This is a genomic window from Klebsiella quasipneumoniae subsp. quasipneumoniae, assembly GCF_020525925.1.
GTDB lineage: Bacteria > Pseudomonadota > Gammaproteobacteria > Enterobacterales > Enterobacteriaceae > Klebsiella > Klebsiella quasipneumoniae.
The window spans coordinates 3,198,481-3,224,981 of sequence record NZ_CP084876.1 but is presented as its reverse complement, the minus strand read 5'-3'; the positions used below and the strand labels follow the sequence as shown (position 1 = coordinate 3,224,981).

The window sequence follows — 26,501 nt, the reverse complement described above, 5'->3', positions numbered from 1 at the left end:
CGAACCAGTTCAGGCGGGTCGCCTGGTTCCCGGTAGGTACTCGGGCAAAATCCTTCATAGTTATCTCCAGTTAACTCAGTATTAGGATGTGGTTTTGCAATGCGGCGCCGGGTGCCTCCCGGTGACGGCAGCCAGTTAACAACTACCGCCGACAACTTTTTCCCCACAACGTGTGAATAACCGCCATGTTTACTTTTTTAACTGTGTCGCGTGCGCATAGCCGCATTCACCGCATTGCAAACCCTGATTTTTTATTTTCACTACTTCGACGCGCTTCGTCGGTGGTGTCGTGACGCTGATCTTCACGATTGAGCTTTTTCACCCTGCAATTCACCACCACGAAGCGCGCAGGATTTCCATTACATTTCAGAAGAGGCGCAGTCTGCCGGCTTACCTGAAAGCGCCGCGGTAAACTCGCTGAAACTCAGCGCCTCCTCACCTTCAGAGAGGCTTTCAAAATAGTCTTCATATGCTTTATCCATACTCATTTCTTTCCCTTAAGGCCGGGCAGCCGAACGTTGAACCTGCTGCGATTGATATTGCTGTCATCTCATCCGGTGTTTCGTATGCCGCCGGCAGCTACTTCGTGGGCTTCCTGCCTCGATGACTTGCTGCGATGGAATGATTAAAGCATTGGTTTATGTTTGATGTCAATATTGGATTTATACAGATGCAAACTTTTGCTTTAATCGAGACAGGGGAGCTGTTGGAGTGATTGAGGCTGCGCGGCAGGCAAAAAAAAACCGGCATTTGCCGGTTTCATGGGGTGAGATCAGAGATGTTAGTTAGTGTCGCTAGCCTTAAATCGACCACGGAGATATTTCTCAACATAATCATCGATTTCTTTTAGGCGGACTTCAAACGTATCAATCATTCTCTCTTGTTCAGCCTCAGGTAACTGCCTAAACAGACGTAACATTTTGCTCTCATTTGGCTTGAGGCCTGAATCTTCAGATACTTTCTCTCCAAGCAACCAAGTTACAGACACATTGGCAGCTTCCGCGAGGGCAATTGCGGACTTTTTACTGATTACTCCTTTCTTAAACCACCCATTCACCGCTTGAGGTGTAACTCCAGCAATGCGAGCCATATCCGCCTTGCTGATCCCTCTTTGAGTAATTTCTTCCAAACGAGCAATCAGTTGGTTGTTGAGTTCTTCAGTGTTTTTCATAAGCCCATTGTAAAGGTTTAGTTTATAGTCACAATAAATTAAAAATTTGCATTGAATATAAACCTATGCTTTATTATGCCTAACTTAACGAGGAGATAGATATGACAGCCCTTGATAACGCAATTCGAGTAGCTGGCTCAGCCAATAAATTAGCATCAACGCTTGGAGTAAGCGGCATGGCAGTAAGTCAGTGGAAAACAAAAGGTATTGTGCCTTCATCGCGAGTTTTACAGGTTTTTAATGCAACGGGCGTTACGCCTCATGAATTACGTCCTGATCTATATCCGAATCCGACGGATGGAATACCTAAGGAGTGACCATGCAAACCACCTCTTTTGAAAATCATACTCCGGTGATGAGTATGCAACTGAAAACGGAAAATCAGTATTTGCCCCGTCGGCGTGACGGCAAGAAATGCCGAGCCATTTTGGCCGCCGTTCAGGAATGGGAGTCCTCATTACCTGGGCGTGCGCAAGACCACGTCGCGCAGCTGGTGGCCGAACAGTGGGAGAAACAAAACGGGCGCGGTATCAGCGTCAATAAACAAAATCTGTATCGCTACCTGAAAAACGAGGGCGGTTCAGAGAAGTACACCAGTTATGTCATCCAGCTTTCGGCGGCGATCGCTGATGCAATGCCGATAGAGATCGCGCGCAAACATGGCCTAAAACATGGCTTAACTGAAACTGAGCTGGTGGCCAATGCAATCAAAGAATGCAGCGAAGCGCACCAGGCCAAGTTACTTGGCGCACCTCTGCAGAAACTAGAGCGTGAAATACGGGAAGCTGCAATTGCACTTTTTAACATGCTCCCTGCAGATGCGGCGGGACCACTACTGGCGAGCATCAGCGCCGTAGCGCCGCAGTTTTTCTAATCGAGTTTTGACAATGACCACCAGCACCAGCTGGTTAATAAGAGGTTTCAGATGGCCCGCATCAGAACAGTTAAACCTGAATTCTGGACAGATGAGAAGGTGGTGGAATGTTCAATTCCAGCGCGTCTCCTGTTTATCGGGTTGTTCAACTTCGCCAACGATATGGGATGCCTTGAGCGTTCGCCAAAACGGTTGAAGATGCAAATCTTCCCTGCGGACGCGCTCGATTGCGAACCACTAATACAGGAACTGATTACTCATGGATTACTCACTGAGTATTCAGTGAATGATGTCTGCTATTTGCAGATTAAAGGTTTCCTTAAGCATCAAAAAATAAACAGGCCTTCGGCCTCAAAAATACCTCTTCCGCCAGAATTCACTGAGTCTAAGGCAGGAAAGGAAGAAAAGAGAGCTCCTAATCAAGGAGGGCTCAGTGAGGACTCAGTGAATCCTCATGGAGGACTCACTGACGGAAAAGGAAGGGAAGGGAAGGGAAAAGGATCAAACCCCACTCTCTATGCGCAGGAGAGAAATTTTCCCCAGCAACCTCAGTATCTACCTGGAGTGGATATTCCGATCGGAAAATTCACCATGCACGACCTTTGGCTGCCGTCACAGGACTGGCCGCGACTGGCTGCTACCTGGGGTATAGCGCTTCCCGAACCGGCATATCTGCCTACAGAGCTGGCAGAGTTCATCGCGTACTGGAAATCCGAGGGGAAAGTGTTCACTCAGATTCAGTGGGAGCAGAAATTTGCCCGCAGCGTGATAAGTGCCAGAGCCAAATCTAAACCACAACCAGCAACCGGAGGTAATGGCCATGCAGGAATTCAACCAGCTAACACCGCATCCCGGGCAGTTCAGGAAATTCAGGCAGCCAGAGAGCGCTGGGAAAAGCAAAACGGACTTGCTGGCGGCGGATACGGCTTGGCGGCTATGGACGGTAATGGGGGAGATATTCTCGAACCGGTGGACCCAGAAGAACGGGGCGGCGCCCTCGGATATGTGGATTGCCCAGATTGGATCGATGAGTGATGCCCAGATTATGCTGGTCTGCAGGCAGTGTATGGAGCGCTGTGCGGCGGGAAACACATGGCCGCCGGATCTTGCTGAGTTCGTTGCGCTGGTGTCAGCCAGCGGTGCTAATCCATTCAATCTGACATCCGATGCAGTGATGGCGGAGTACAAACGCTGGAGAAACGAATCTTATCGATACTCGGGCAGCGACAAATATCCATGGAAACAGGATGTTCTGTATCACATTTGCATTGAGATGCGCAGAACCGGAGTTGAGAGGAACCTGACGGAGGGAGAGCTGAAAAAACTGGCAGAAAACTTACTCACGAAATGGACTAAACACCTGGCTAACGGGTTTTCGATTCCTCCGATTCGTCGGCAGTTGGCAGCACCGAGGCATCCAGCTGGGCCGACGCCAGCGCAGGTTCTGATGGAAGAGTACAAACGCCGCAAGACGGCAGGTTTAACCAAGTAAACGAGTTTTGACCATGACCAAACAATCAAAAACCAAAGTAACCAAAGCACAGATGGTGCTTGCCATCGTTAGCCGGACGCCAGAATGCGTCCTGCAGGATGTCTGCGATGCGCTGGACTTGCAAGCCAGTACAGCAGGTAACTTGCTGCGGCAACTCCATGCCGCGGGAAAACTCCATCGTACCCATAACGGTTGCCAGTATGTCTACCGGGTTGTTGCAGGCGTTGAGGTTCCCGATGTTGCCCTGCCGCAGACTGCAACACCATTATCTGAAGAGGATGTGAAGAAAGTCCAGGACGCACTGGCCCTGGCGAAGACGCTGGAAGACAAAAAGCTGTGGCGCCGGGCTGCGACTGTTTACACATCGATGCTTGGGATGACTACAACAGCAAACGAACTCTGGTTGCTTGCCAAAATGCGTAACCGCTGCCTGCGCAAAGCGACGAGGTGCTGATTATGCCTAAAATGGAATCAACAGCAGCTGGTACGGGATGTCAAAGGTAAGTTTAAATATCCCGGGGTGAGGCAAAGCTGAGATGTCCGCTGAGTGCCAGGAGCGGACATTACTGACACAAACACAACCAGCAAATGGATTACCGGGCAGCCCGGGGGCGACATTTCCGGGAGACAATCAACTGGAAACATTTTAATGTGAGAGTTTATGCAGGTCACAGCGTATGTATTACCATATGCCATTGGAAGAATGATGCATGCTACCTTTGAGTGTGGAATAACCAGAAGCCTATTGCGCCGGAGGATGTCTTGCCATGTTGACCGATCTCAGCAGAGATGAAAGTAAAAGACTTGCGGCAATCGACTTGTTGAAAAATCCTGACAAGGGCCGGGATGATGCGTTAAAAAAATATACTCATCTAATATGCCAATTGCTGAACATGCCGATGGGCTTTGTTTCTGTTCTCGATGAAGAAAAGCAATACATCAAATCAGCCCAAAATGTTGCCGTCACGGAAATCAGCCTGAGCGAGGCATTTTGCGTACAGACCCAGGAACAGAGTAAGACATTCATTTGTCATGACACTCATCAGCACCCTACCTTTCGTGACTATCACGCGGTGAAAGAGGCTCCATTCATTCGCTTTTATGCAGGCTGCCCACTTAAAACCCAGGATGGAGTACCCATAGGTACCTTGTGTATCCTCGATACTCAGCCTAGGGAACTTTCAGACGAGCAGCTCGATCTTTTTGAAAAGATTGCAGGACTTATATCGGATTTTCTGGCCTCGTGGCACTCCGTCGGCTACCTCGATATAGTCACGCTATTACCAAACCGGCAGCGACTGCTGAAGGATATAGAGGTTTCAACTGAAGGCGCATTCAGGCTCGTCATTATTGATTGTATTGATATGCCATTAGCCTACGAAATGGCTCGCTCACTCGGTATGACTGCCGTAGAAAATCTACTTCGTAATATGGTCGCAGAGCTGCAGATCCGCCTGCCTTTAGAAGGGCCGCTCTACGCCGTGGCAGTTGGACGATTTGCCTTTTTTACCCATAAGGAAAAAACTCGGACATTAGAAGATATCTCTCAAAGCCTTCAGGGGATCCAGGCCAGGTTTACCCCTGAAGTTCCCCTTGATCTGGATATTCACATGGGTGACTCCGGGCTTTGCGATAAATCTCTGACATCGAATGAAATACTGCGCCGTGCAGTCAGCGCATTGCATGAAGGGATAAGTCAGGGGCGCCGGTTTACAGTTTATGATGACGCACTGGATAGCCGTAAGACGACTGATTTCAGCCTTCTTACTGAAGTTAGACAAGCGCTACAAGAAAACCAGGGCTTATATCTGGTTTATCAGCCGAAAATCTCACTGGTGACAGGGCGTGTGACGGGAGCCGAAGCTTTGCTTAGATGGCAACATCCTAAAAACGGCGAAGTGTTGCCGGGTGTGTTTATTCCTCTGGTCGAAAAGACCAGCCTGATGCGTGAACTCACAGCATGGGTTATCGATCACACGATTGTGCAACTGAGTGCCTGGCAAAGCCGTGGAGTTTCTTTACCTGTGTCGATTAATCTGGCTGCCAGTGATTTTTCAAGACCAGATTTCTGCGATGAGCTGGAACAGAAAATGCTGGACGCGCGTCTGGATCCCGCCCTGCTGGGGGTGGAGTGTCTGGAAACCGAGAAGATGCTGGAAAGCCCCGCTGCACTTATCGGCCTGGACATGCTCAAACAACGCGGATTTAAAATATCTCTGGATGATTTTGGTTCCGGATACAGCAACATTAATTACCTGCGACAAATCCCGATGGACATCATCAAGCTTGACCGCTCTATTGTGAGTAAGGTTGCTGGCGACAATGCCAGCCGCATCATTGTTCGCAACGTTATCACACTCCTCAAGCAGCTCGACTATATCGTTCTGGCCGAAGGAGTCGAGGACGCCAGGACCGTTGATATTTTAAGAAGGCTGGGCTGCGATGAAGTTCAGGGCTATTTTTTTGCCAAACCGATGACCCCTGATGCTTTTGAAACCTGGTATCACGGCAGAGACGAAGCCTTAAAGTGAACGAGTATTAAGTAAAAACGTATGCTCGCCTGTCCGTAATATATAAATAAGAAGGGAGCTGGTCACCCTGACCTGCTCTTCATTGATTATCAGCGGCCGATTTTAGTTCTGCATCCGGGTAATCATGACAAATTCTCACTTCCGTTTCTCGCTCACAGTGGACCTTTAGCAGCAGATAGCTGTCTGCTATGTGACATAAGCGGATAGCTTAACCTGGAAAGGTCCTTGATCAGACATTGTGTAACCTTTTATTGTTTGGTAAATGCAGCAGGAGTACGTTCGATGGCTAAAATGTTTAGCACTAATAGCTCGTCTTAGTTCGCTACAAGCTCCAAACCTCCTGACGTTTCTACGGAAAAGAGAGTTTAAACTGGGTGGACTATGATGTTTAGATAAGAATCATAGTACAATGCGATAGTTCCGAGGTTTTAGCTAGGTAATGCGGTAACAACTATATCCTATCAAGTCGATGTACTTATTCGGTTCAGTATTTTTACATTGACAATTCCGTGAAATTATGAGCAAATTGATTGTGTAATAATTTTATTGTCTTTGATTAGTTTTAATGCAGGATTCATAAAAATCATTAATCTTAGCTAGGAATTATAATTATGCACGCAATTCTTCAACAGTATGTCCAAGATCTCTCTGCTCAATTTGAAATTGAAGCTGAAGAGTCGAAGCTATTTGAATATTTTTGTAACTATGTCATAGCATCAAAAAAATATTTGGGTAGATTCAATCCAATCGACATCACCACACAAGAAGATGATGCCTCATTGGATGGTGTGATATTTATAGTTGATGGGGAATTGATATATAATGTTGACGATGCTGAGGCAGCATTTAATACTTACAAAACATCATTACCCGTTGAAATAATTCTTACACAAGCAAAATCTGGGGAAAGTTTCTTAAAGAGTGATATATCAAATTTTAAGGTAGGTATAGAAGACTTTCTAAGTTTAGAACCTAAACTTCCAAATGGCATTTATAACACCCAAGCAATTGAAATTCTTAAGTTAATTTTTAAAAATGTCAAAAAAATACATAATAAAAAACCTTCGCTAACGATAAACTTTTGTTCTAGTGGGACATATAATGCAGAGAGAGAGATCGAAGCAACGTTAGATATAATCAAACGTTTTTGCATTGAGACTGACTATTTCAGCAAGGTGGAAGTTAAACCATTAGGTAGAAAGGAGTTGATGGACTTATGGATATCGCTCACAGAAAAAAATGAAGCGGAACTGCAGTTAATTGACTACATCGGTATTGAATCCATGCCGGGTATTCCTCAATCATATATTGCGACTGTTAAAGCCAAGCACTTCATTGAAAAAATAGCAATGGATGAAGACGGAAAGATTAAAGAGTCTGTTTTTGAAGAGAATATAAGGGCTTTTCTTGGTGGTGAGAATAAAGTAAATAAAAAAATCTCAGAGACAATAACAGACGATGAAATAAAATCTAAGCAATTCCCAGTTTTAAATAATGGAGTGACAATTATCTCTCCAGAATTGTCTATTCAGCCGAATACAAAAGTGATAAACCTTACTAATTACCAAATAATAAATGGTTGCCAAACGACTAATACGTTGCATCATCACTATAATCAAATCAATGATGATGTAAGATTAATAGTAAAATTTATTGAATCACAAGATGCAGATGTTGCTAGTAGAATCATTGAAGCTACTAATAGTCAGTCCGCTATTGAGGGAGAAGCTTTTTTAGCGCTTAAAGAAAAAGCGAGGATGGTACAAAAGTTTTTTGACCTAAAGCGTAAGGACGATACGTTAGAGAGTCTATATTTTGAGCGCAGAGAAAATGAATATCGTGGTCACGATATCCAATCAACAAGGATTTATGATATCAAAGAATTAGCTAGATGTTTTATATCCGTATTTAAGGCCGATCCTCATAATGCCGCGAGATATGTGAAGAAAGTTTTGAATCAAAAGGCATCTGGACAAAAAAACCCTGACCAACAAGTGGCAGACCAACAAGAAGCGGCAGACCAACAAGAAGTGGCAGACCAACAAGCGGCAGACCAACAAGAAGCAGCAGACCAACAAGTATCTGAAAAAAAAGAAGATGTTATATTTAACCCTTCAGACAACGAGTGCGCTTACTTCGCTTCTGTTTATATACGCTATAAGTATAATACAATGATTAACGGTAAAAGAGAAAATGCGCAAAGATATAACAAATACCGGTGGCATATCGCAATGCTGTACCCTTGGGTGGTTCACGGTAAAGTCGAAAAAATAGAACCAAACTCAAAAAAAATAAATAACTACTGCGATAAAATAATCAAAAGCTTTAAAAGTGATGCTTATATTGCACATTTCTCTAAATGTCACCAGATTATAGACGCAGTAGTTAATGACAGTAATGGTGATGTGACAGATGACCAACTGAAAAGGTCTAGATTTACATCGGCATTGATAGATAAAGCACGAAATCTACTTGGTTAAAATATTTAATTATGCCGAGTAAAAAGGAAAGCTAAAGTTAGAGAGCTTTAGCTTTATTTATATTAATAAAATATTATATAGCCGAAAGATGCCATAAAGGCAATGTCCGCTCTTCGCTCTAAGCGGTCTTAGAGACGGTCATGGGTATATTACCAGACGCAGAAATCCTGCGAGGGTAGGGTTATTCCGCCTTTGCTGTTGAGAAAGGTAGTTTAATTTGCACCCGTCATCACTCTCATTGATTAAATCACGGAGTGGAGATTACTGCGGTCCACAGTTCTGACAAACAGTGAAAGAGAAGGCCTGCGTAAAGAAAAAGGTGTCGCGATGCGTGATGAAATTACCTTATGACAGACCTTGCGGTGATTTACGGCACCGGGCGGATTCCGGACGCTGTGAGCCCACTCATTGCCACGAAGCCTGATTCTGCTGTACCTCAGGCCATATGATAGCCTGGGCAACAATCACATCCTGCCCATTAAACGTCGCGGCGGGGGAACCATACAGTTGATAACCAAGCGCCAGTGCTTCTGAAACTCGATGACAAAATTTAGCGTCATCCTTACCTGTCAGGAGACGATAACGAGGAAGACCATCCGGAGGTTCATGGCCCTTATTTTTTATTTCTGGGTTGCTCATGGTAGTGCTCCTCTTCAATTTTAGTCTTTTTGGCTCTGTCGTTATTTTTATCTTCACAAAACCATAAAAAATCATAATGGTCAATCTGGGCCATGCGTCCAGGGGAGTACCCCCGAGCCCTGGACATCCCCTGTGTGCTAAGAGCGGAATCTAGAGCGCCAGAGGCCCTTTAAAAATTGATGGTTCGTTTTGCAGGGATACTTACATTGCCACGTGTCTACTGACCATCTTAATAAATTCGGGTGTACGCCAGAAGTAGCAACGTTTCTTATCAACGGTGTTGATCACTACAAAAATGACTGTATCCCTGTGATAGCGGATTTCGTCCTTTGTGGAGAAAAGATCAATCTAAACATGAGCATGGGTTAGCGAAAAGTGGCATTAAACGCTTGAACATTTCACCTAACAAGTATACTGTTTATTTATACAGTACTTGCGTGAGGAGCTAGTTATGAAAGTGGAAATCACAATTGATCGCCAAAAAAAATTGCCAGATGGCGCTGTGCCTGCTCTGGAGAAGGAGCTACTGCGGCGATTGGATCAAAACTTTAATAACTGCAGTCTTGTGATTCGTCGGGCCAACTCTGATGGGTTGACCGTGCTTGGTGGAATGGACGGAGATAAAAAACGTGTAGAGGAAATCCTGCAGGACACCTGGGAAAGCGCTGATGACTGGTTCTGTTAAGTTGAGGTCCAGTGGCTTGCCTGGTTTACTTTGAGGATTTTGCTGTGAGTAAAAAACAAGAAATGCCGAACACCGGCTATGCAATTATCAGATGCGACGATGGGGTGATCGTTGCTCGTCTGACATCCTTTCCTGTGTGTGAGCGCGCTCTGATGTACCGGCGCGGCGATACTGTTTCGTTTATGCCTTTGCAGCCGGATGAGATCGTGGGGACTCTCTCTCTATTTTCACAGATGATTGAAAAGGCAAAGTCTGGAGTTGGTTACCAGGTTCCGCCTGGTTCTGTTACAATCCCGTCATAGGCCTGAACAACCTATACCTGCTGCGTCGCGGAGAGAAACCATGACGCAAACCCCCGAAGTATCAAAATCCCATCAGACTGGTGCTCCTTCAGCGAGCGCCGGTTTGCTTTCGTCTTCAAAACTAACTTTTCGCCAGCAGGAAGTTTTCGATCTGCTGGTGGCCTACATCAATCAGCATGGCTACCCACCTACGCTATCTGAGCTGGCCGATATGCTCGGCGTTAGCTCGTCTAATGCTGTCCTGTTGCATCTGCGTGCGTTAGAGAGAAAAAATTTTATAAAACTCTCTCGCCGTGTCTCCAGAGGAATTTCCATCGTCGGGCGAAAGGAGCCTATGCTCGCCGTGCAGCTGCTGCAGGAAATGATCGCTGAAGAACCCGGAGCGCGGGAAAGAGCGATTGAGTTTTTGCGACTGTTCGGTGATCAGCCATGAAGAAAAGTTGGTTTTTACACGAGCAGCTTTCAGAGACTGAGGCTACAGAGCTGGTGGAGCGATACCGTAAAAATAACTGTGTGGTTGAGAAGAGCTTATCCAGAGACTTTGCATCGTGGGAGATCCGCGTGTTGTTGCCGGAATCGAAGAAGCCGCCACGGATTGACAGGACCTACATACAGAAGATGTGGAGGGACTGATGCGAGCTTTGCTTAACGTGGATATTGCACGCCATCTTGGAATTGTGCTGCTTAAGCCGGGTAGTGAATTAATGCCGTTATTCGGTGCCGGCCGGGTTCTTGTTGAAATGCCGCCGGCAAGCATGAAAAAGATACCCAGCGGACGTCTTCCTGATGCCCGGCAGCCGTTGCGGGATGATATGGGGATCAGACCTTTTTTCATGAAGAAGGCAGTTATCACTGCAGCTGGTGGGGTTAGTGCCCTCGAGTCATGGTTGCGTAGGCAGGTTAAAAACTGTCAGTGGAAACATTCCGATTACCATCACCATGAGCTTGTCCCGTTTCGCCATTCGACGGGTGTAATAATCGCATGCTGGCACTGTGATAATGAGCTGAAAAACCAAACGGAACAAACCCTCGATCAACTGGTAGGTGTTAACAACGCTGACTGGGTAATCGACACTGTCCGCATCGCGCTTGGTCTGGACGCTCAGCGCTCATTGTCACTGGCGGAGCTATGCTGGTGGGCGGTAGGCGCCGGGATTGGCGATGAAATTACAGAAGAAATGGCGCGCCGATCCCTGCGTATTAAAGACGATGGCATTAAATCGGTTTACAGGGAGAGTGAGATTGTTCCGTCGGTACCGGCCACCAGTATTCTTTCTCCCCGTCTCGAAAAAACAATCAAGCCAACGGCAATAACAACGCCGGGCAAACCTCTGGTTCCTGTGAACGTCGATCCTGTTGCTCCGGCGACACTATTCGCGAGACCTAAGCGGAGCCGATGGTTATCAGCTGATTTTATCTCATGGGTTAAAACACAACCGTGTATGTGCTGCGGGCAGCCTGCAGATGATGCACACCATCTTATTGGCTGGGGGCAGGGCGGCGTAGGCACCAAGGCCCACGATGTTTTTACGATCCCATTATGCCGCAAGCACCACCGTGCTTTGCACCATGACCCTGCCGCTTTTGAGCGTGAATACGGCACCCAGCCGGTATTGATTATTAAATTGCTGGACCGGGCATACTCGCTCGGCGTTCTGGCGTAGTAAGGAGAAGAACAGAATGACACCACGTCAACGCCGTCTACACCGTGCAGGATTAGAAACAGTGGCCGCCGCCCCGCGCAAAAGCTGGCTGGGCCGATTCACTCCCCTTAATGGCATTCAGTCCGCCTGGATAAAATCTCTGCTTACTGTATGGGGAGAAGGTATGAGAGGAGGTGCGGCCCCGCGCAAACCATCAGGACATTCATGCTGGCGAGGTATGAAGGGTGATCACTGGTCAGATAGAGCATTAGAGCGCTTTACGGCAGCAATCGAGCAGGCAAGGAGTGAAGGCTATCGCGGGCGGCAGGCACTAAGCAGGGCGCATGCCATTTTGTGGCCGAAGCCTGCAACGCTCGCCATTGACGCTGCGATCACTGAGGATGATGTTGAATTTGTTGAACGATGTGTACTGGCGATATTTGAAACGGGCGATCCGGTTTATCTCGTTGGCGTTAACTATTACACCACCCGTAAAAAAATCTCAGACATAACACGGGAATTACAGCTGGTGGCTCCATGGTTAACAGACAGTGAGGCCCGGAAAAGAGTGCGCTGGTGCCTAGAAATATTCAGAGCAAAAGCTTTCCTGGCTGTTCATAAGGCGATTCATGTGGATTAACAAAAAGTGCTATTCCCCCTTTTTGGTATTGAAAACGGGCCAGAAAATCAGATAATCCCTTCATGCTTGGCAGAGCTGCGCCACTCGGCAGCGGCAAAAAGCGACAATCTGAATATAACGAAGACCCCGCGCATGCGGGGTTTTTGCTTTCCGGCGATACGACAGGGGTATTCGCGAGATGCGCTGCATCAGTACCCCTGTCATATCGCCGAACTCTGCTTGAAAAGTGACTTTTAGTGAAAGTTGTAAAAGTGACTTTTGATGAGATTTTGTCGAAAAAATTTTTATTTTTTACCGCTTAATTGGAATTTTTTGGCTTTCACTCTGAGATAATTGGCTGGCAGTAGTAGTTTTCGTAAACCAATTAATTCAGGAGTAGAGATGCGCGCATATTTATTTTTCTTCGTTTTTATACCTAGTTTGAAAATTTTCGTTCAGCACTGGATGTAGATACGAACAAAGAACTGTAAATGCACATGCCAGCCTAAGCTGGTGATTTAGTTCCATAAGTGAGAAGCCCCGCATTCCGGGGCTTATATAATGACTTATCGCGGTTTTGGAACAGGTCTGGGATTGATGGGTCTGTGGCTCCCAGGATTCGGCTCGTATGTATCAATGGCTCTGATGCTCATATCGCTCTTTTACGGGTAAATCCCCTGCAAACCATGACCACAGACTTTCCCACCGAGTTAGTTCTGGTTGAATGTCGTGCAGATCGAGTACTATCGTGGCGCGCCGTTGGGCGGCATTTTTAAGAACGCTCCACGGTTTGGAGTCCAGGGATTGAAGTTCATTAAACCGTTTCAGTAGTGTTTCATCATCCAGACTATCAGAGATGCTGATGAGTTGGAGGTATTTTTTTGCGTGCTCAGACGAAATACCCTCCTGCTTTCCAGGCTGGAAAATAAATTGTGCTGCCGAAAGGGTTGCTACCGAAACGCCAAAAATAAAAGCATTACTAAAAGGTGCAAAAGCTGTGCCGCCCAAGACGATGAGAAAAAGAGACATAGTTTTATCCATCCTACCCATTAGGGTAGAAAACATATTTTCAAGAAAATAAGAGTAATGAAGATCAAAAATCACGTCGTCTCGGCACATAAATCACCTATTTAGATTTTGCGGGTGCAGCCGGTGGCTTTGCAGGCGCAGGTTTTGGTTTAGGTCTAAGTCCAGGCGGCATATGGTCACCTACAACTTGACGAGTTTTATTCATATAGAATTTTCCTCTTGCTGGTTGTTAGTCTTCGCAAACCTACAATAACAGAAGGGGAAATATGCCGCCACTGTGCGGCACCTATTCAGAGGCTGCGCATTTGCGTGGCCTTTTTCGTTTCAGGCTCACGGGAATCATCATCGATACGGCTCGTTGTTAAATCAGCCCGATGGGCCTGACCCCCTACACGCACAAAGCACCCCGTTAATCCGGAGGTGGAGTATGTATCGAATGGACAAGCTAACAACAGGTATTGCCTACGGAACGTCCGCAGGTAACGCGGGGTTCTGGATGTTGCAATTGCTCGACAAAGTATCCCCATCCCAGTGGGCCGCTATTGGTGTTCTGGGAAGTCTGGTATTTGGCTTGCTGACATACCTGACGAATCTGTACTTCAAAATTAAAGAAGACCGGCGAAAAGCTGCTCGAGGTGAATAATGTCTCCGACACTACGTAAAACTGTTCTTGCGGCGGTGGGCGGCGGGGCCCTGGCGATTGCCTCTGCACTCATCACTGGCCCGATGGGTAATGATGGGCTTGAGGGAGTGCGATACTCCCCTTATCAGGATGTGGTAGGTGTCTGGACGGTTTGCTACGGCCACGCAGGTAAAGACATCATGCTCGGCAAAACCTATACCGAGGCAGAGTGTCGGGCGCTACTAAATAAAGACCTGAATACCGTCGCCTGGCAGATCAACCCTTACATCAAAAAACCGATCCCAGAAACAATGCGTGGGGCTCTGTACTCATTCGCCTATAACGTCGGAGCCGGGAACTTCCAGACCTCTACTCTGCTTCGCAAAATCAACCAGGGTGACCAGAAAGGTGCGTGTGATCAGCTGCGCCGCTGGACCTATGCCAAAGGTAAGCAGTGGAAAGGACTTATTACCCGGAGGGAAATTGAGCGTGAAGTGTGTTTATGGGAGCAAAGATGAGTCGCTTAACCGCCGTTATCATCGCAATAGCAATCCTGCTAATGTCCTGTGCCATTTCATGGCGTATGGGATGGAGTTCCCACGCTGATCACATCAATGCTCAGGCTGCGAAGAAGAGAGAGAAGGCCGAGAATGCCATTAAGCCTGTAGAGGAAAAGGCCGCGACTGCTAACGAAGCGGGTAAGGTCATCTACAAAACAATAACCCGCGACGTGGTGAAATATGTTCAGTCTCCGAATCGTACTGTGTGTAGGTTTGATGATGCTGCTGTGCAGTTGCGTCAGCGCGCCATCGATGCTGCCAACTCCATCCCCGGATTTGATGAGTCCGCCGTGCAAAGCAAGTGACGCAGGGAATGACAGCGATGAAGATTTACAGTCTGATGTAGAAACCGCTCAATGCCTGCGCCAGCTCCGTTTGGATAAGTATCGCTGGCAGGCGTACTATCGGGCGGTGAGTAAGTAACAGGCATAGCACATGAAATAAGTGGCCTTAAGTGAACAAAAAATCTGAAAACAAGACATTCAAGCTTTCAGCATCGAAATGTTTGTATCTAATTCAGGGGATGTCATGCACTATAGGATCTCAAACCACTCTTAACTAAGTAGCCACTCATGACAGTAAACTTACTACCACAACTACCATGCGGTTATCGTTACGGCATTGAGCGCTCGATCCGGCCCCAGACTGGTGCGGAATTTTTTCCGCCACAAGGGTGTGTTATCAAATCTGTTAACTTTGGGGATGGTGTGGTTATTTGTGTGCCCATCCAATGGTACATTAAACAATTAGATTTATGGGTCACTGTCTAAGGAACCATCGAATAATATGTTAGTTACTGGTGACTAACGGATCATTGCGCTAAAAAAATAAGCACAGACGTCTGTTGTTCTGGTTAATGTTCTTGAGAATCGCGAATTACTGGTCTAATAAGCTATTCATCCATTTAAATGATATCGATGGCTGAAATGAAGCTATCCTCACGTTACCACTGCCAGCCAACACCGAAACGGCAGAGGTCATTTAGCAAGCAGAAAATCTCTCCCGGGTGGCTCCTGAGAGATTTTAGGTTTCTAACTGTTACTAACCAAAGGTCGCATACCTATGCGGCCTTTTTTTAGTCGGTTTAATGGTTTGAGGACATCCTGGACGAAAATATTTGATAAAACCAATCAGGGGAAACAGGAATGACCTGTGAGCGGATTTACGAATCGGCGCGAACGTCTATCCCCGATAAGGGATAAAATAACCGATATCCCTTGTCGGGGATAAAAATGAGGAACAACAACATGAAAACGCTGAAACTTACATTTTCAAGATTTGAATCTGTCTCAGGCGAAAGGGATGAATCCACTATTACGCCTGAGACCCAACCCAATCATTCACAAGGTTGGAAAATTAATATAGTAGGTTTGGCAATTTTTAAAGGAACTGAGTAAATTCCTTGGCTGAATCATTTAGTCCAAATTCTTTCAAGTTATCAATGACAGCCTGCCTGGAATCAGGTGTTAATTGAGTCATCAAAAAACCAACGACACATTTCAATTGCCCAATTTCCTTGTTCAATTCGTCGATTGTTTGGGCGTTTGATTCCATTTCTAGGCGTATATGCTTCTTGATCATATCTATTCCTTAAGCAGAGCTAATCAGCCATTCCTCTGCAAGTACAATGTTTAACTGTGTCCCACCACAGATAGGCTGAGCCGCAACCTTACACTCTGAGCTTTCACAGTAACACCCTGATATTTAACCAGTAGCCTCGCATCTGCGGGGCTTTTTTATTCGCAAAAGGTAACGCGATGAAGAACTTAAAAATTGCATACGTAGACGAGAAGCTGGAGGGGATTGAGTGTGACGGATTGTCCTGCTCATCGCTGCCCGTTTCAGAGTTTCCCATCGACAGTACCGCTTTAACTCTTCTCCCTCAACTCATGCTCGAGGATGCTTATGCCGCCACGAGCTAAACGACCTTGCCGGCACAGAGGATGCGCGACTGTGACCAATGATGTCGGTGGATACTGTGAGATGCATCGGCAGCAACACGCTGGTGATGGCTGGCGTAACTACCAGCCCGGAAAAACTCGGCAGGAACGTGGTTATGGTCGACCGTGGGAAATTAAACGGGCCCGTATCATGAAGAGGGATAAATACCTTTGTCAGAACTGCAGGCGAGACGGTATTGCCACGAAAGCCTCAAGTGTCGACCACATCATTCCTAAAGCTCATGGCGGTACCGATGATGACTTTAATCTGGAGTCATTGTGCTGGACCTGCCACAGCAAGAAAACAGCAACAGAGAGAACCCGATGAAGAGTTTCAAAATTGAATACGTTGATGGCGTTTTGACCGTTCTGGAGACGGATGGTCAGTCACGAATGAATGAAGCCGTGCATGGCATCCATTTTGAGCATGTCCAGGGCGGCCGCCCACTGCTGAAACTGACGATTGCGCATGATATTGCACCGGCACCGGCTGCTGAGTCGGCTCAGGAACCTTTAGTGGGTGAGCTGGTACAGGATCAACAATCTCCGTTTCCCGGCGGTCGTCGTTCCCGCCATCGTAGGGGAGGTAAGCAATGATGTTTAAACGCACGGATCTGACGCTCTCCATGTTCTATGCATCCAGCGCTGATGCAGACGGGAACAAAGTGGCTACGTTGACGATGCAGGTAATTGCAGCAGAGGTTGGAGCCGTCCAGACCAGCCAGCTGCGATGTATAACCGATAGCGCGAAGAAAAAAACGTATAGCGTAGGTGAACAATCTGTCAGTAATGGTTCCGATCCGTTGCTGGTCGCGATTGAGAATTACTGGCGTCAGAGCACGGATGTCGTCGTTAAAGGATTGATCGCCGAGGTGACCGACTTCATCGCAGGGAACATCAACTCAGTTAGCACCTGGATCGGTCAGTTTGGGATGAAGGTTTTCGAGAACCAGCCATTAGATGAACGGCTTCCAGAAAGCGTACTGCAGGTCGATGGAGAATCTGCTACAGCGACAGGATCCTGACCGCCGGTATAACAACTGGTGTTCATTGAACGTCTGAGATATGCCGGCCCACGCAGTGCGAACCGTATTCGCCGCCGGCGCAGCCGGAATGACGACCTCCACCTCGACTGAGGCAGCTGCAGCCAGGGGGGAGGGGGGATCAAATCCCTGACCCCTTTCGCGCTTCGGGACTGCCCGTTGAAGTCTATTTTTACACGCCAGAAATAAGAAACTTTTTTTCGGAAGGTTTCATCTATCAAAGGAACGTTTATGGCCGGAGGAATTCGATCGTCCGGTGGTGGCCGAAAACCCACTTTACCCACCGGGCAAAAAAGCAAATTAACACGTATTGCGCCTCCCGCTGAGTTAATGGGGGAGGCGGCAATAAGAATGTGGAAGACGCAAAGCAAAATACTCATCGACCGAGGGGTGTTTGAGCTGGAGGACGCACCTTTGTTGCTGGCTTACTGCAATGCTTTTCATCTGATGCTCGAAGCCGAAAAAATGCTGGCCAGCGGACTGACCTCAGAAAGTGAAATGGGGGGCTTGAAAAAACACCCTGCAGTTAATGTCCGGAATGACTCGGTTTCCCAGCTTGCCCGCCTCGGCTCTCTGTTGGGGTTAGATCCGCTCAGTCGTCTTCGCATGACCAGCGGACAAAAGGATCCGGACGATGACGGGAATGAATTCGATGAGTTTGACTGATGGCTACCTATCCGAACGTCAATGCGGCGAACCAGTATGCGCGGGATATCGTTGGCGGGAAGATTCTGGCGTGTCAGTTAACGGTACTTGCCTGTCAGCGACATCTGGACGACCTCGAACGAGCAAAGGATCCCCACTGGCCCTACCGCTTCGATAAAAACAAAGCAGAACGATTTCTTCGTTTTGCCCAGAAAATGCCTCATACCTCAGGGGAATGGGCCCGGCGTAAACTCCGGATTGAATTTGAAGCCTGGCAGAAGTTCGCTCTTGGCGTACCGTTTGGATGGGTACACAAGAAGACAGGCCTGCGTCGTTTCTCTGAAATCTATATCGAGGTGCCCAGGAAGAACGGGAAATCCGCTATTGCCGCTGCTGTAGGAAATTATATGTTTTGTGCAGATGGCGAGCATGGTGCAGAAGTCTATTGCGGCGCCACGACTGAAAAACAGGCATGGAAGGTATTTTCTCCGGCGCTGCAAATGGTGAAAAAGCTGCCGGCATTGCGGCAAAAATTCTCGATAAAACCTTGGGCAAAAAAAATGACGCGCCCTGACGGTTCGGTTTTTGCTCCTGTGATCGGTGACCCGGGGGATGGTGATTCGCCATCATGCGCCATCATTGATGAATATCACGAACATACTACTGATGCGCTTTACACCACCATGACCACCGGTATGGGGGCTCGTGAACAACCGATGACACTGATCATCACCACCGCCGGCTATGACATTACATCCCCTTGCTATGAAAAGCGTACTCAGGTTGTCGAGATCCTGCGGAGAACCCGTAATGGCGAGGAAAATGAAACCATATTTGGGCTGATTTATGGCCTTGATGACGATGATGACTGGACGACTCCTGAGGCATTAATCAAGGCAAACCCCAACTATGGCATTTCGGTAAAAGCAGATTTTCTCCGGGCTAAACAATTATTGGGTATGTCGACGCCCGGGCAGACAAACAAGATTCTGACCAAGCATTTCAATCGCTGGGTAAGCGCAAAATCAGCTTATTACGACCTGAGAAAATGGATGGATGCAGCCGATAAAAACCTTAAGTTGTCAGATTTTGAAGGGGAAGAATGCTGGCTGGGTATAGATCTGGCCTCGAAAGTTGACCTCAATGCCGTGGTTCCAGTTTTTCGTCGTGAAATAGACGGAATAACACATTTTTACTGTGTTTCTCCTCTGTTCTGGGCACCAGAAGAAACCATTTACTCGCAGGAGACCGCGCTGAAAAGTACCGCAGAACGTTATCAGTCCTTTGTCCGGCAGGGTAAGTTGATCCCGACCGATGGTGGCGAAGTTGATTACAGGCTGATATTTGAAACGATCCTGAAGCTGCGGAATACCGTAAAAATTGCCCAATGCCCCATTGATCCTTATGGCGCGACTTCATTACGTCACATGCTTGAGGAAGAGGGGCTTGAGCCTGTCGAGATAAGACAAAATTTTACCCATATGAGTGATCCTATGAGAGAGATTGAGGCTGCGCTCATCTCGGGGAGATTCCATCATGACGGACACCCTGTCATGAACTGGTGTATTTCCAATATCGTCGGCCAGTACCTTCCCGGAAGTGACGATATTGTGCGTCCCGGGAAAGAAGGGCGGCAGAACAAGATAGATGGTGCGGTTGGTTTAATGATGGGGCTGGGGCGCGCCATGCTCAACAGTTCAGTGATGACATCCGTATACGATGAGGAAGATATAGCATGCTAATTTCAGTTCTGAGTTTTATTGTCGGCCTCACTGGTGCTGGATTGTTATCCGCAGGTGCCTGGCTTATTTCTCCATCAGTGGGATTGATAACAGGAGGGATTATTTGTCTGGGCTGGTCATATATGACAACCCGGGCCTTTTCCTCCGGCATCAGCAATGGCGGAGGTAAATAATGTTCCTACCCCAGATGTTCAGGGGCCGACAATACTCGGGTAATAGCTTCTGGGAAGCCATGCTGGGCGGGGTTCGTTCAAGCCAGAGCAAAACTGGCATCATAATCACGCCGGAAACCGCTCTTGGACTTTCAGCGGTCCGGGCCTGTGTCACCCTCCTGGCGGAGTCAGTCGCGCAGCTGCCGTGCGAACTCTACCGGCGGGATAAAAATGGCGGGCGCCAGCGTGCGACGGACCACCCGGTTTATGACCTGATTCACTCCCAGCCCAACAGGAAAGACACCTCATTCGAGTATTTCGAGCAGCAGCAGGGGTTGCTGGGGCTTGAGGGAAATTGCTACTCGATCATCGAACGGGACGGAAAAGGCTACCCGAAAGAGCTGATCCCCATTAACCCGAAAAAGGTCATTGTGCTGAAAGGGCCGGACGGTATGCCGTATTACGAACTCCCGGAAGTCGGCGAAATTCTGCCGATGCGCATGATGCACCATGTGAAGGTCTTTTCTCTGGATGGCTATATCGGCAGTTCCCCAATTCAGACGAACGCCGATGTTCTGGGGCTGAATCTGGCGGTTGAGGAGCATGCGGCCGCGACATTCCGGCGCGGGACAACGATGAGCGGGGTGATAGAGCGTCCGAAAGAGGCTGCGACCATTAAAAGCCAGGATGCTATTGATCGCCTGCTGGCGAAATGGACCGAGCGCCATTCCGGTATTCACAATATGTTCTCTGTGGCATTGCTGCAGGAGGGCATGAGCTACAAACAACTGTCGCAGGATAACGAAAAGGCGCAGCTGCTACAGTCGCGGCAGTGGGGCGTGGAAGAGGTCTGCCGGCTCTATAAAATCCCGCCACATATGGTGCAGATGCTGGCGAAAGCAACCAACAACAACATCGAGCACCAGGGCCTGCAGTTCGTGATGTATACGCTGCTGGCCTGGCTGAAACGCCATGAGGGTGCGCTGCAGCGCGATCTGCTTCTGCCCAGCGAACGCCGCGATTTGTACATCGAGTTCAATGTTTCCGGGCTGCTGCGAGGCGATCAGAAATCACGCTATGAATCTTATGCGCTGGGCCGCCAGTGGGGATGGCTATCCACTAACGATATCCGGCGTATGGAGAATCTGCCGCCAATTGCCGGCGGGGATAAATACCTGACGCCGCTCAACATGGTCGACAGCGCGAAGATCCTTCCTGGCGATAAATCGCCGACAGCAAAACAGCTGGCCGAAATCGAAACCCTTCTGGCCAGAGCCTGATTATTTCCCGCCGCGCGGGATGACCTGGAAGACAACATGACAACGAAATTAATTAACCTGCCGCACCTGGCAGATATGGTCTTTGGCGTGCCGCATTACGTGACGCGGCAAACAATGGACTCCGTGAAAGCGGTGCTCATCCCCCGTATTCAGGGGATCACCGAAGATGCCGCCATTCAGATGGCATTGAATCCGGGTAAATCACCTGCTGCTGAGCAGGTCCAGCCCACCGGCGGGGTGGCGGTGATCCCCGTTCACGGCATTCTCGTTCCACGCCGGGGGCAGATTACGGCGATGTGCTCCGAGCTGACCAGCTACGAGCGGATCCGCGGGCAGTTGCAGGCGGCGTTAAACGACCCCTCAATCAGCGAAATCGTTCTGGATATTAACTCCGGCGGCGGCGCAGCGGTGGGGTGCAAGGAGCTGGCCGATTACATTTATCAGTCTCGCGATACGAAGCCCATCACGGCGATTGTGAACTACAGCGCGTATTCCGCCGCGTATTTCATCGCATCGGCCTGCAGCAAAATCATCGTCAGCCAGACCAGTGGCGTGGGGTCGATTGGTGTGATCATGGAGCACCTCGATACGTCGAAGATGGAAGAAAAAATGGGGCTGACGTTCACCACCATTTACCGGGGAGATAACAAAAATAACGGCACCCAACATGAACCACTGAGTGAAGAGTCGCTGGGTATGTTCCAGGGCATGATCGACGAAATGTACAAGACGTTTACGGGGTCGGTGGCCGAATATCGCGGCCTGAAGCAGCAGGCCGTCATTGATACGCAGGCGGGGCTGTATTTTGGCCCTGGCGCGGTGTCTGCCGGCCTGGCGGATGAAGTCTCTGACCCCCAGGCGGCGATCAATGCTATCGCGGCAAAGTATCAGCAACCCCGTCAAAAAACCTCCATTCAGATGCAGGCAGCCGCGATGGACCTGCAAACCAAAATGTAACCCGGCGCAAACACAAACCGCGTCACCTTAAGCAGCCAGCAGGCTGCTTTTTTTATGTCTAAAAAGAGAGAAATCAAATGCCACAGATTGAAGAATTGCGTCGTCAGCGTGCGGGTATCAACGAACAGGTTCAGGCCCTGGCAACCATTGACGCCAGCGGCAGCACGCTGACTGCGGAGCAGCTGACGGAGTTTGCGAACCTGCAGCAGCAGTTCACTGATATCAGCGCCAAAATTGAACGCCTGGAAGCCGCCGAACGTGCTGCGGCGCTGGTCGCAAAACCCGTGAAAGCGACTCAGCAGGCCCCCGGCATTATTGTTAAGCAGGAGCCTAAACAGTACACCGGTGCTGGCATGACCCGACTGGTTATGTCTGTCGCCGCAGGCGCAGGGAATCTGCAGGACGCGGCAAAATTCGCTTCAGAAGAGCTGAATGACCAGTCCGTATCGATGGCCATTTCCACCGCAGCGGCGTCCGGTGGTGTGCTTATTCCGCAGAACCTCCACAGTGAGGTGATCGAGCTACTGAGCGACCGAACCATCGTCCGCAAGCTGGGCGCCCGTCCCGTTCCGCTGCCTAACGGTAATATGACGCTACCACGCGTGGCCGGTGGAGCAACGGCAAGCTACACAGGAGAAAACAAAGACGCCAAGACATCAGAAACACGCTTTGATGATGTAAAACTTACGGCGAAAACTCTGATTGCGATGGTGCCTATTTCCAATGCACTGATTGGCCGCGCCGGATTCAACGTCGAGCAGCTGGTCCTGCAGGATATTCTGACCGCCATCTCAGTGCGTGAGGATAAAGCCTTTATGCGCGATGACGGTACCGGCGATACACCGATTGGTATGAAGGCGCGCGCGACGCAGTGGAACCGCCTGCTGCCGTGGGAAGCTGATGCAGCGATCAACCTGAACACAGTTGACGAGTACCTGGACAAGATCATTTTGATGGCGATGGACGGCAACAGCAATATGATCAGCAGCGGCTGGGGCATGTCGAACCGTACCTATATGAAGTTGTTTGGGCTGCGTGACGGCAACGGCAACAAAGTCTATCCGGAAATGGCTCAGGGATTACTTAAAGGATATCCGGTTCAGCGTACCAGCGCGATCCCTGCGAATCTGGGGACCGGGGGTAAGGAGACTGAGATTTACTTTGCTGACTTCAATGATGTGGTTATCGCTGAAGACGGCAATATGAAAGTCGACTTCTCGAAGGAAGCCTCTTACATCGATGCCGATGGCACCCTGGTATCTGCGTTTTCCCGTAACCAGTCGCTAATCCGCGTTGTTACTGAGCATGATATTGGCTTCCGTCATCCGGAAGGCCTGGTGCTGGGTACCGGCGTCCTGTTCTAACCCATCCCTCAGTAAATATGGCCCGCATATGCGGGCTTTTCCCTTTCAGGAGAATGTTATGGCTGCGAAAAATAAAGCAGTGGAGCCGGAAGAAACAGGCACACAGGACAACCATGCGACCGTGGTCGCACAGGCAGAGCGTAAATCCGTTGTGTTCCTTGGGCCGCACCACCGTTATTCCCGTGGAGATATCGCGTGCTTTGAAGGATCGCGCGCCGAAGAACTGGTTAAGCGGCGTATCGCGGTATGGCCGGAGGATGCCGAACGTGCGCTGAAACCGAAGCCGGGAGACAGCGATTTTGATACTGACATTGGATGATGTGAAAACCCAGCTACGCCTGGAACTGGACTTCACGGAGCATGATGCCATGCTCACGCAAATGGTGAACGCCGCGCAGCGGAGCATCGAGCGTGATTACTACTGCAAGCTGGTCACCAGTGATGAAGAGCTGCAGGCGCTCCCGGAGACCGTCCGCGGATTTATCGCGGATGAAGATATCCGGCTGGCTATTCAGTTTCTGGTCAGCGATGCGTATCTGAATGGCCATACCGGACAGTGGCTGGAAACCACTGCGGTGAGGCATCTTCTTTTCCCCCTGCAGGAGCATACGCTATGAGCCTGAAACCGGGTGATATGAACTGTCGCATTGCAATTAGCTACGTTCAGTCCGGTCGTGGGCCGCTGGGCGAACCGCTACCGGAAAAGCAGGTTGAATCGGGAAAAGCGTGGGCAAAACGGGAGCTGGTATCGGGGCGAAAAGTCCGCACGCTGGATCAGCAGCAGGTGGTGGAAACCTGCCTGTTCACGGTCTATCCGGGCGTGCTGGTTGATATTGACTGGAAAATCACGACGAAAAATCTGGTTTATACCGTCCGGAATATCGACCGCAAAACAGACCGGATCATTATCACGGGGGAGGCTGACGGGCGGCATGATAGAGCTGGCGATTAAGGGTGCGCTGGAGCGCATCACCGGCATGAATGCGTATCCGCTTTTACTGCCGGACACGGTCCAGGAAGGTGCGACCTTTCAGCGTATCTCTGACCCGGAAATGGTCTCGGGAATGTTGCGAACGGGGATCGTATCTGCCCGTATCCAGGTGAATCTGTGCCGTCTCGATGATTACACCTCACTGCTGCAGCTGGATAAAAAAATCTGGACGGAACTGAAGTCCGTCGTTCATGGCCAACTGGAGGGTATCCCGGTTCAGTATGTGGAGCGAGGCGGTATCCATCAGGATAAAAACCAGCTGACGAATCGTCGCATTCAGTATCGCCTGACCCGCGATTTCATCATTCACTACGTGGAGGACTCCTCGTGATCCGAATGGAAGTTAAAGGGCTGGATGAGCTGGAGCGGCAGTTAATGGCCCTGGGCGAAAAAGTGGCGACGAAGGTATTGCGGGATGCCGGGCGCGAAGCGCTAAAGGTCGTCGAGGAAGATATGAAGCAGCATGCCGGCTTTGACGAAACGTCTGCCGGGCCGCACATGCGGGACTCAATCAAAATCCGCTCTTCCACCCGCAAGGGTAAAGGGAACGCGGTTGTAACGCTCCGTGTTGGCCCCAGCAAGCAGCACCATATGAAGGCGCTGGCGCAGGAGTTTGGCACGGTTAAACAGGTTGCAGACCCCTTTATCCGACCCGCCCTGGATTACAACCTCCAGACCGTTTTGCGCGTGTTAACCGTGGAAATCCGAAACGGCATTGAAAACAGGTAGCATCCGCTGCCGTATAAAAAGAGAGAGAAACATGGCTGATAAAACTTCGCCTGAATATGCGATGTTGCCGGCGGGCACCATTGTGAAATACGGGGAGCCTGGCGCTGCCACGTCAGCGCTGAAACCGCTGATTAACTGTAAAGCGCTGGGTGCAATGGGGCAGACGGGGGGCTTTGTCGACTGCACCACGTTACTGGATAAGCAGAAACAGTCCATCAGCGATCTGCCTGACGGGCCTGAAAAGTCGCTGGGCTTCATTGATGATCCGGGCAATACCGATTTTGCCGCGCTGCTGAACGCAGCAGAGGCCCGCAAGACCATCCAGTTATACGTCGAATTACCCAACAAGCGAACAGCGACGATGCTCCTGGCGCTGTCCGGGTGGCAGATGAATGAAATCGCCGCTCCGGCGAATGAGGTCATCCAGATCACTGTTCAGGGTAAACAGAACAAGATCACCTGGGGAACCGTCGCTGTCTCCGGCGGCGCCTGATTAACTTAACCTTTAAACAGCCACCTTAGGGTGGCTTTTTATTTTTAAGGACTATCTGTGAAAGATAAAGATTACCTGTCCACGCTGAAATCCGCGTTGCTTAAATCGGAGCCAACCGTCATTAAAACCGAGTTATTTGGCGCCACCGTATTCATCCGCCGCCTGACCGGGGATTACCTCATCAGCTACGAAGAGAAAATGGCTGAAACCGCAAAAGCTGGCGCAGCGCGCGAGGCATCGGAGCAAGTCATTCAGATCGTCATCGATGCACTGGTTCAGCCGGATGGAACGGCCATTCCGGATGAATTTAAACCCACGGCAGCCGAGCTGCTGAAGGCCCATGAAAACCCCGAACTGCTGGCCGCTGTGGAAAAAGTGAAGCAACACGCAATCGGCAAGCTGGAGGAAGCGGAAAAAAACTGAGTGACTCGCCCTGGCTGGAGCTGATCTTCTGGCTGGCCGACCGCTGGGGCGAGCCTGACCCATCCAAAATTGCCGCATTGCCGGCCAACACTCTG

Annotated in this window: 38 protein-coding genes; 33 read left to right on the top strand and 5 right to left on the bottom strand. The window is 49.2% G+C overall.

Features of this window, described 5'->3' with window-relative positions:
• Window positions 1–359: 359 nt before the first annotated feature.
• Window positions 360–488, bottom strand: coding sequence for a hypothetical protein (locus LGM20_RS26490; RefSeq protein WP_014907827.1), 129 nt, complete (start codon window positions 486–488; stop codon window positions 360–362).
• A 293-nt stretch (window positions 489–781) separates the two neighbouring features.
• Window positions 782–1,171: a helix-turn-helix domain-containing protein gene (locus LGM20_RS15740; protein WP_012542200.1), complete on the bottom strand. Its 390-nt coding sequence runs from the start codon at window positions 1,169–1,171 to the stop codon at window positions 782–784.
• A 101-nt stretch (window positions 1,172–1,272) separates the two neighbouring features.
• Between LGM20_RS15740 and LGM20_RS15735 the strand changes: the two genes are divergently transcribed.
• The 7 genes from LGM20_RS15735 to LGM20_RS15705 all read left to right on the top strand — a co-directional run bounded on the left by LGM20_RS15735 (window position 1,273) and on the right by LGM20_RS15705 (window position 8,548).
• On the top strand, window positions 1,273–1,488 hold the full coding sequence (locus LGM20_RS15735) for a transcriptional regulator (RefSeq protein ID WP_012542199.1): 216 nt from the start codon (window positions 1,273–1,275) through the stop codon (window positions 1,486–1,488).
• Between the two features lie 2 nt (window positions 1,489–1,490).
• The gene (locus LGM20_RS15730; RefSeq protein WP_014907826.1) at window positions 1,491–2,045 is read left to right on the top strand and encodes a toxin YdaT family protein; all 555 of its coding nucleotides are present in this window, start codon (window positions 1,491–1,493) and stop codon (window positions 2,043–2,045) included.
• 51 nt (window positions 2,046–2,096) lie between these two features.
• Complete coding sequence (locus LGM20_RS15725; RefSeq protein ID WP_044522130.1) at window positions 2,097–3,080, top strand: DnaT-like ssDNA-binding domain-containing protein; 984 nt, start codon at window positions 2,097–2,099, stop codon at window positions 3,078–3,080.
• The gene (locus LGM20_RS15720) at window positions 2,992–3,537 is read left to right on the top strand and encodes a replication protein P (RefSeq protein ID WP_224222687.1); all 546 of its coding nucleotides are present in this window, start codon (window positions 2,992–2,994) and stop codon (window positions 3,535–3,537) included. Before LGM20_RS15725 ends, LGM20_RS15720 begins: the two co-directional genes overlap by 89 nt.
• Window positions 3,538–3,550: 13 nt before the next feature.
• Complete coding sequence (locus LGM20_RS15715; protein ID WP_032414029.1) at window positions 3,551–3,991, top strand: PerC family transcriptional regulator; 441 nt, start codon at window positions 3,551–3,553, stop codon at window positions 3,989–3,991.
• Window positions 3,992–4,304: 313 nt separating this feature from the next.
• Window positions 4,305–6,068: a sensor domain-containing phosphodiesterase gene (locus LGM20_RS15710; protein WP_044522146.1), complete on the top strand. Its 1,764-nt coding sequence runs from the start codon at window positions 4,305–4,307 to the stop codon at window positions 6,066–6,068.
• 611 nt (window positions 6,069–6,679) lie between these two features.
• A complete protein-coding gene (locus LGM20_RS15705; RefSeq protein WP_044522161.1) occupies window positions 6,680–8,548 on the top strand; it encodes an AIPR family protein in 1,869 nt (622 codons plus the stop codon).
• A gap of 405 nt (window positions 8,549–8,953) precedes the next feature.
• On the opposite strand, the gene LGM20_RS15700 is transcribed toward LGM20_RS15705, so the two are convergent.
• Window positions 8,954–9,187: a DUF1737 domain-containing protein gene (locus LGM20_RS15700; protein WP_072013413.1), complete on the bottom strand. Its 234-nt coding sequence runs from the start codon at window positions 9,185–9,187 to the stop codon at window positions 8,954–8,956.
• Between the two features lie 451 nt (window positions 9,188–9,638).
• Here LGM20_RS15700 and LGM20_RS15695 point away from each other — a divergent pair, with 451 nt between their 5' ends.
• The 5 genes from LGM20_RS15695 (at window position 9,639) to LGM20_RS15675 (ending at window position 12,457) form a co-directional block, all read left to right on the top strand.
• Complete coding sequence (locus tag LGM20_RS15695) at window positions 9,639–9,872, top strand: DinI family protein (RefSeq protein ID WP_032414031.1); 234 nt, start codon at window positions 9,639–9,641, stop codon at window positions 9,870–9,872.
• Window positions 9,873–9,934: 62 nt separating this feature from the next.
• On the top strand, window positions 9,935–10,174 hold the full coding sequence (locus tag LGM20_RS15690; protein WP_050597314.1) for a hypothetical protein: 240 nt from the start codon (window positions 9,935–9,937) through the stop codon (window positions 10,172–10,174).
• Window positions 10,175–10,214: 40 nt separating this feature from the next.
• Entirely contained in the window at window positions 10,215–10,607 is a 393-nt protein-coding gene (locus LGM20_RS15685; protein ID WP_051017642.1) for a LexA family protein, read from the top strand.
• Between the two features lie 199 nt (window positions 10,608–10,806).
• Window positions 10,807–11,838, top strand: coding sequence for a DUF968 domain-containing protein (locus LGM20_RS15680; protein ID WP_044522167.1), 1,032 nt, complete (start codon window positions 10,807–10,809; stop codon window positions 11,836–11,838).
• A 16-nt stretch (window positions 11,839–11,854) separates the two neighbouring features.
• Complete coding sequence (locus LGM20_RS15675) at window positions 11,855–12,457, top strand: hypothetical protein (protein WP_044522175.1); 603 nt, start codon at window positions 11,855–11,857, stop codon at window positions 12,455–12,457.
• Between the two features lie 612 nt (window positions 12,458–13,069).
• On the opposite strand, the gene LGM20_RS15670 is transcribed toward LGM20_RS15675, so the two are convergent.
• Complete coding sequence (locus LGM20_RS15670) at window positions 13,070–13,465, bottom strand: hypothetical protein (protein ID WP_052469698.1); 396 nt, start codon at window positions 13,463–13,465, stop codon at window positions 13,070–13,072.
• Between the two features lie 427 nt (window positions 13,466–13,892).
• On the opposite strand from LGM20_RS15670, the gene LGM20_RS15665 reads away from it, so the two are divergent.
• The 4 genes from LGM20_RS15665 (at window position 13,893) to LGM20_RS15650 (ending at window position 16,044) form a co-directional block, all read left to right on the top strand.
• Entirely contained in the window at window positions 13,893–14,108 is a 216-nt protein-coding gene (locus LGM20_RS15665) for a class II holin family protein (RefSeq protein ID WP_016160648.1), read from the top strand.
• Window positions 14,108–14,605, top strand: a complete 498-nt coding sequence (locus LGM20_RS15660; RefSeq protein WP_023317653.1) for a lysozyme — start codon at window positions 14,108–14,110, stop codon at window positions 14,603–14,605. Before LGM20_RS15665 ends, LGM20_RS15660 begins: the two co-directional genes overlap by 1 nt.
• Window positions 14,602–14,952, top strand: coding sequence for a hypothetical protein (locus LGM20_RS15655; protein ID WP_016160650.1), 351 nt, complete (start codon window positions 14,602–14,604; stop codon window positions 14,950–14,952). The genes LGM20_RS15660 and LGM20_RS15655 overlap by 4 nt, the downstream gene beginning before the upstream one ends.
• Before the next feature lie 942 nt (window positions 14,953–15,894).
• Window positions 15,895–16,044 carry a hypothetical protein gene (locus LGM20_RS15650; protein ID WP_156732021.1) on the top strand — a complete coding sequence of 50 codons (150 nt, stop codon included), beginning with the start codon at window positions 15,895–15,897 and terminating at the stop codon, window positions 16,042–16,044.
• Here the strand turns inward: LGM20_RS15650 and LGM20_RS15645 are convergent.
• Complete coding sequence (locus LGM20_RS15645) at window positions 16,028–16,228, bottom strand: hypothetical protein (RefSeq protein WP_016160651.1); 201 nt, start codon at window positions 16,226–16,228, stop codon at window positions 16,028–16,030. The two genes, LGM20_RS15650 and LGM20_RS15645, sit on opposite strands and share 17 nt — an antisense overlap.
• Window positions 16,229–16,404: 176 nt before the next feature.
• Between LGM20_RS15645 and LGM20_RS15640 the strand changes: the two genes are divergently transcribed.
• The 17 genes from LGM20_RS15640 to LGM20_RS15560 all read left to right on the top strand — a co-directional run bounded on the left by LGM20_RS15640 (window position 16,405) and on the right by LGM20_RS15560 (window position 26,406).
• Window positions 16,405–16,569 carry a hypothetical protein gene (locus LGM20_RS15640; protein ID WP_165454527.1) on the top strand — a complete coding sequence of 55 codons (165 nt, stop codon included), beginning with the start codon at window positions 16,405–16,407 and terminating at the stop codon, window positions 16,567–16,569.
• On the top strand, window positions 16,553–16,915 hold the full coding sequence (locus LGM20_RS15635; protein ID WP_014228901.1) for an HNH endonuclease: 363 nt from the start codon (window positions 16,553–16,555) through the stop codon (window positions 16,913–16,915). The genes LGM20_RS15640 and LGM20_RS15635 overlap by 17 nt, the downstream gene beginning before the upstream one ends.
• On the top strand, window positions 16,867–17,184 hold the full coding sequence (locus LGM20_RS15630) for a hypothetical protein (protein ID WP_014228902.1): 318 nt from the start codon (window positions 16,867–16,869) through the stop codon (window positions 17,182–17,184). Before LGM20_RS15635 ends, LGM20_RS15630 begins: the two co-directional genes overlap by 49 nt.
• Window positions 17,181–17,612 carry a hypothetical protein gene (locus LGM20_RS15625; protein WP_077255369.1) on the top strand — a complete coding sequence of 144 codons (432 nt, stop codon included), beginning with the start codon at window positions 17,181–17,183 and terminating at the stop codon, window positions 17,610–17,612. Before LGM20_RS15630 ends, LGM20_RS15625 begins: the two co-directional genes overlap by 4 nt.
• Before the next feature lie 249 nt (window positions 17,613–17,861).
• Complete coding sequence (locus LGM20_RS15620) at window positions 17,862–18,296, top strand: phage terminase small subunit P27 family (protein WP_012542168.1); 435 nt, start codon at window positions 17,862–17,864, stop codon at window positions 18,294–18,296.
• Complete coding sequence (locus LGM20_RS15615) at window positions 18,296–20,017, top strand: terminase large subunit (protein ID WP_012542167.1); 1,722 nt, start codon at window positions 18,296–18,298, stop codon at window positions 20,015–20,017. Before LGM20_RS15620 ends, LGM20_RS15615 begins: the two co-directional genes overlap by 1 nt.
• Entirely contained in the window at window positions 20,011–20,190 is a 180-nt protein-coding gene (locus tag LGM20_RS15610; protein WP_032418045.1) for a hypothetical protein, read from the top strand. Before LGM20_RS15615 ends, LGM20_RS15610 begins: the two co-directional genes overlap by 7 nt.
• Window positions 20,190–21,449, top strand: a complete 1,260-nt coding sequence (locus LGM20_RS15605; protein WP_012542166.1) for a phage portal protein — start codon at window positions 20,190–20,192, stop codon at window positions 21,447–21,449. The genes LGM20_RS15610 and LGM20_RS15605 overlap by 1 nt, the downstream gene beginning before the upstream one ends.
• A 36-nt stretch (window positions 21,450–21,485) precedes the next feature.
• Window positions 21,486–22,406, top strand: coding sequence for a S49 family peptidase (locus tag LGM20_RS15600; RefSeq protein WP_044522193.1), 921 nt, complete (start codon window positions 21,486–21,488; stop codon window positions 22,404–22,406).
• Window positions 22,407–22,483: 77 nt separating this feature from the next.
• Window positions 22,484–23,770, top strand: a complete 1,287-nt coding sequence (locus LGM20_RS15595) for a phage major capsid protein (protein ID WP_017898995.1) — start codon at window positions 22,484–22,486, stop codon at window positions 23,768–23,770.
• 58 nt (window positions 23,771–23,828) lie between these two features.
• Window positions 23,829–24,089 (top strand): hypothetical protein, encoded by a 261-nt coding sequence (locus LGM20_RS15590; RefSeq protein WP_014907814.1) that lies wholly within the window; start codon window positions 23,829–23,831, stop codon window positions 24,087–24,089.
• Window positions 24,070–24,387 (top strand): head-tail connector protein, encoded by a 318-nt coding sequence (locus tag LGM20_RS15585; RefSeq protein WP_044522195.1) that lies wholly within the window; start codon window positions 24,070–24,072, stop codon window positions 24,385–24,387. Before LGM20_RS15590 ends, LGM20_RS15585 begins: the two co-directional genes overlap by 20 nt.
• Window positions 24,384–24,722, top strand: coding sequence for a phage head completion protein (locus LGM20_RS15580; RefSeq protein ID WP_014228910.1), 339 nt, complete (start codon window positions 24,384–24,386; stop codon window positions 24,720–24,722). Before LGM20_RS15585 ends, LGM20_RS15580 begins: the two co-directional genes overlap by 4 nt.
• Window positions 24,703–25,092 carry a hypothetical protein gene (locus tag LGM20_RS15575; RefSeq protein WP_014907812.1) on the top strand — a complete coding sequence of 130 codons (390 nt, stop codon included), beginning with the start codon at window positions 24,703–24,705 and terminating at the stop codon, window positions 25,090–25,092. Before LGM20_RS15580 ends, LGM20_RS15575 begins: the two co-directional genes overlap by 20 nt.
• Before the next feature lie 5 nt (window positions 25,093–25,097).
• A complete protein-coding gene (locus LGM20_RS15570) occupies window positions 25,098–25,490 on the top strand; it encodes an HK97-gp10 family putative phage morphogenesis protein (RefSeq protein ID WP_014907811.1) in 393 nt (130 codons plus the stop codon).
• Window positions 25,491–25,521: 31 nt separating this feature from the next.
• Window positions 25,522–25,983 (top strand): major tail shaft subunit, encoded by a 462-nt coding sequence (locus tag LGM20_RS15565; protein WP_014228913.1) that lies wholly within the window; start codon window positions 25,522–25,524, stop codon window positions 25,981–25,983.
• 57 nt (window positions 25,984–26,040) lie between these two features.
• A complete protein-coding gene (locus LGM20_RS15560) occupies window positions 26,041–26,406 on the top strand; it encodes a phage tail protein (protein ID WP_014228914.1) in 366 nt (121 codons plus the stop codon).
• The last annotated feature ends 95 nt before the right edge of the window (window positions 26,407–26,501 follow it).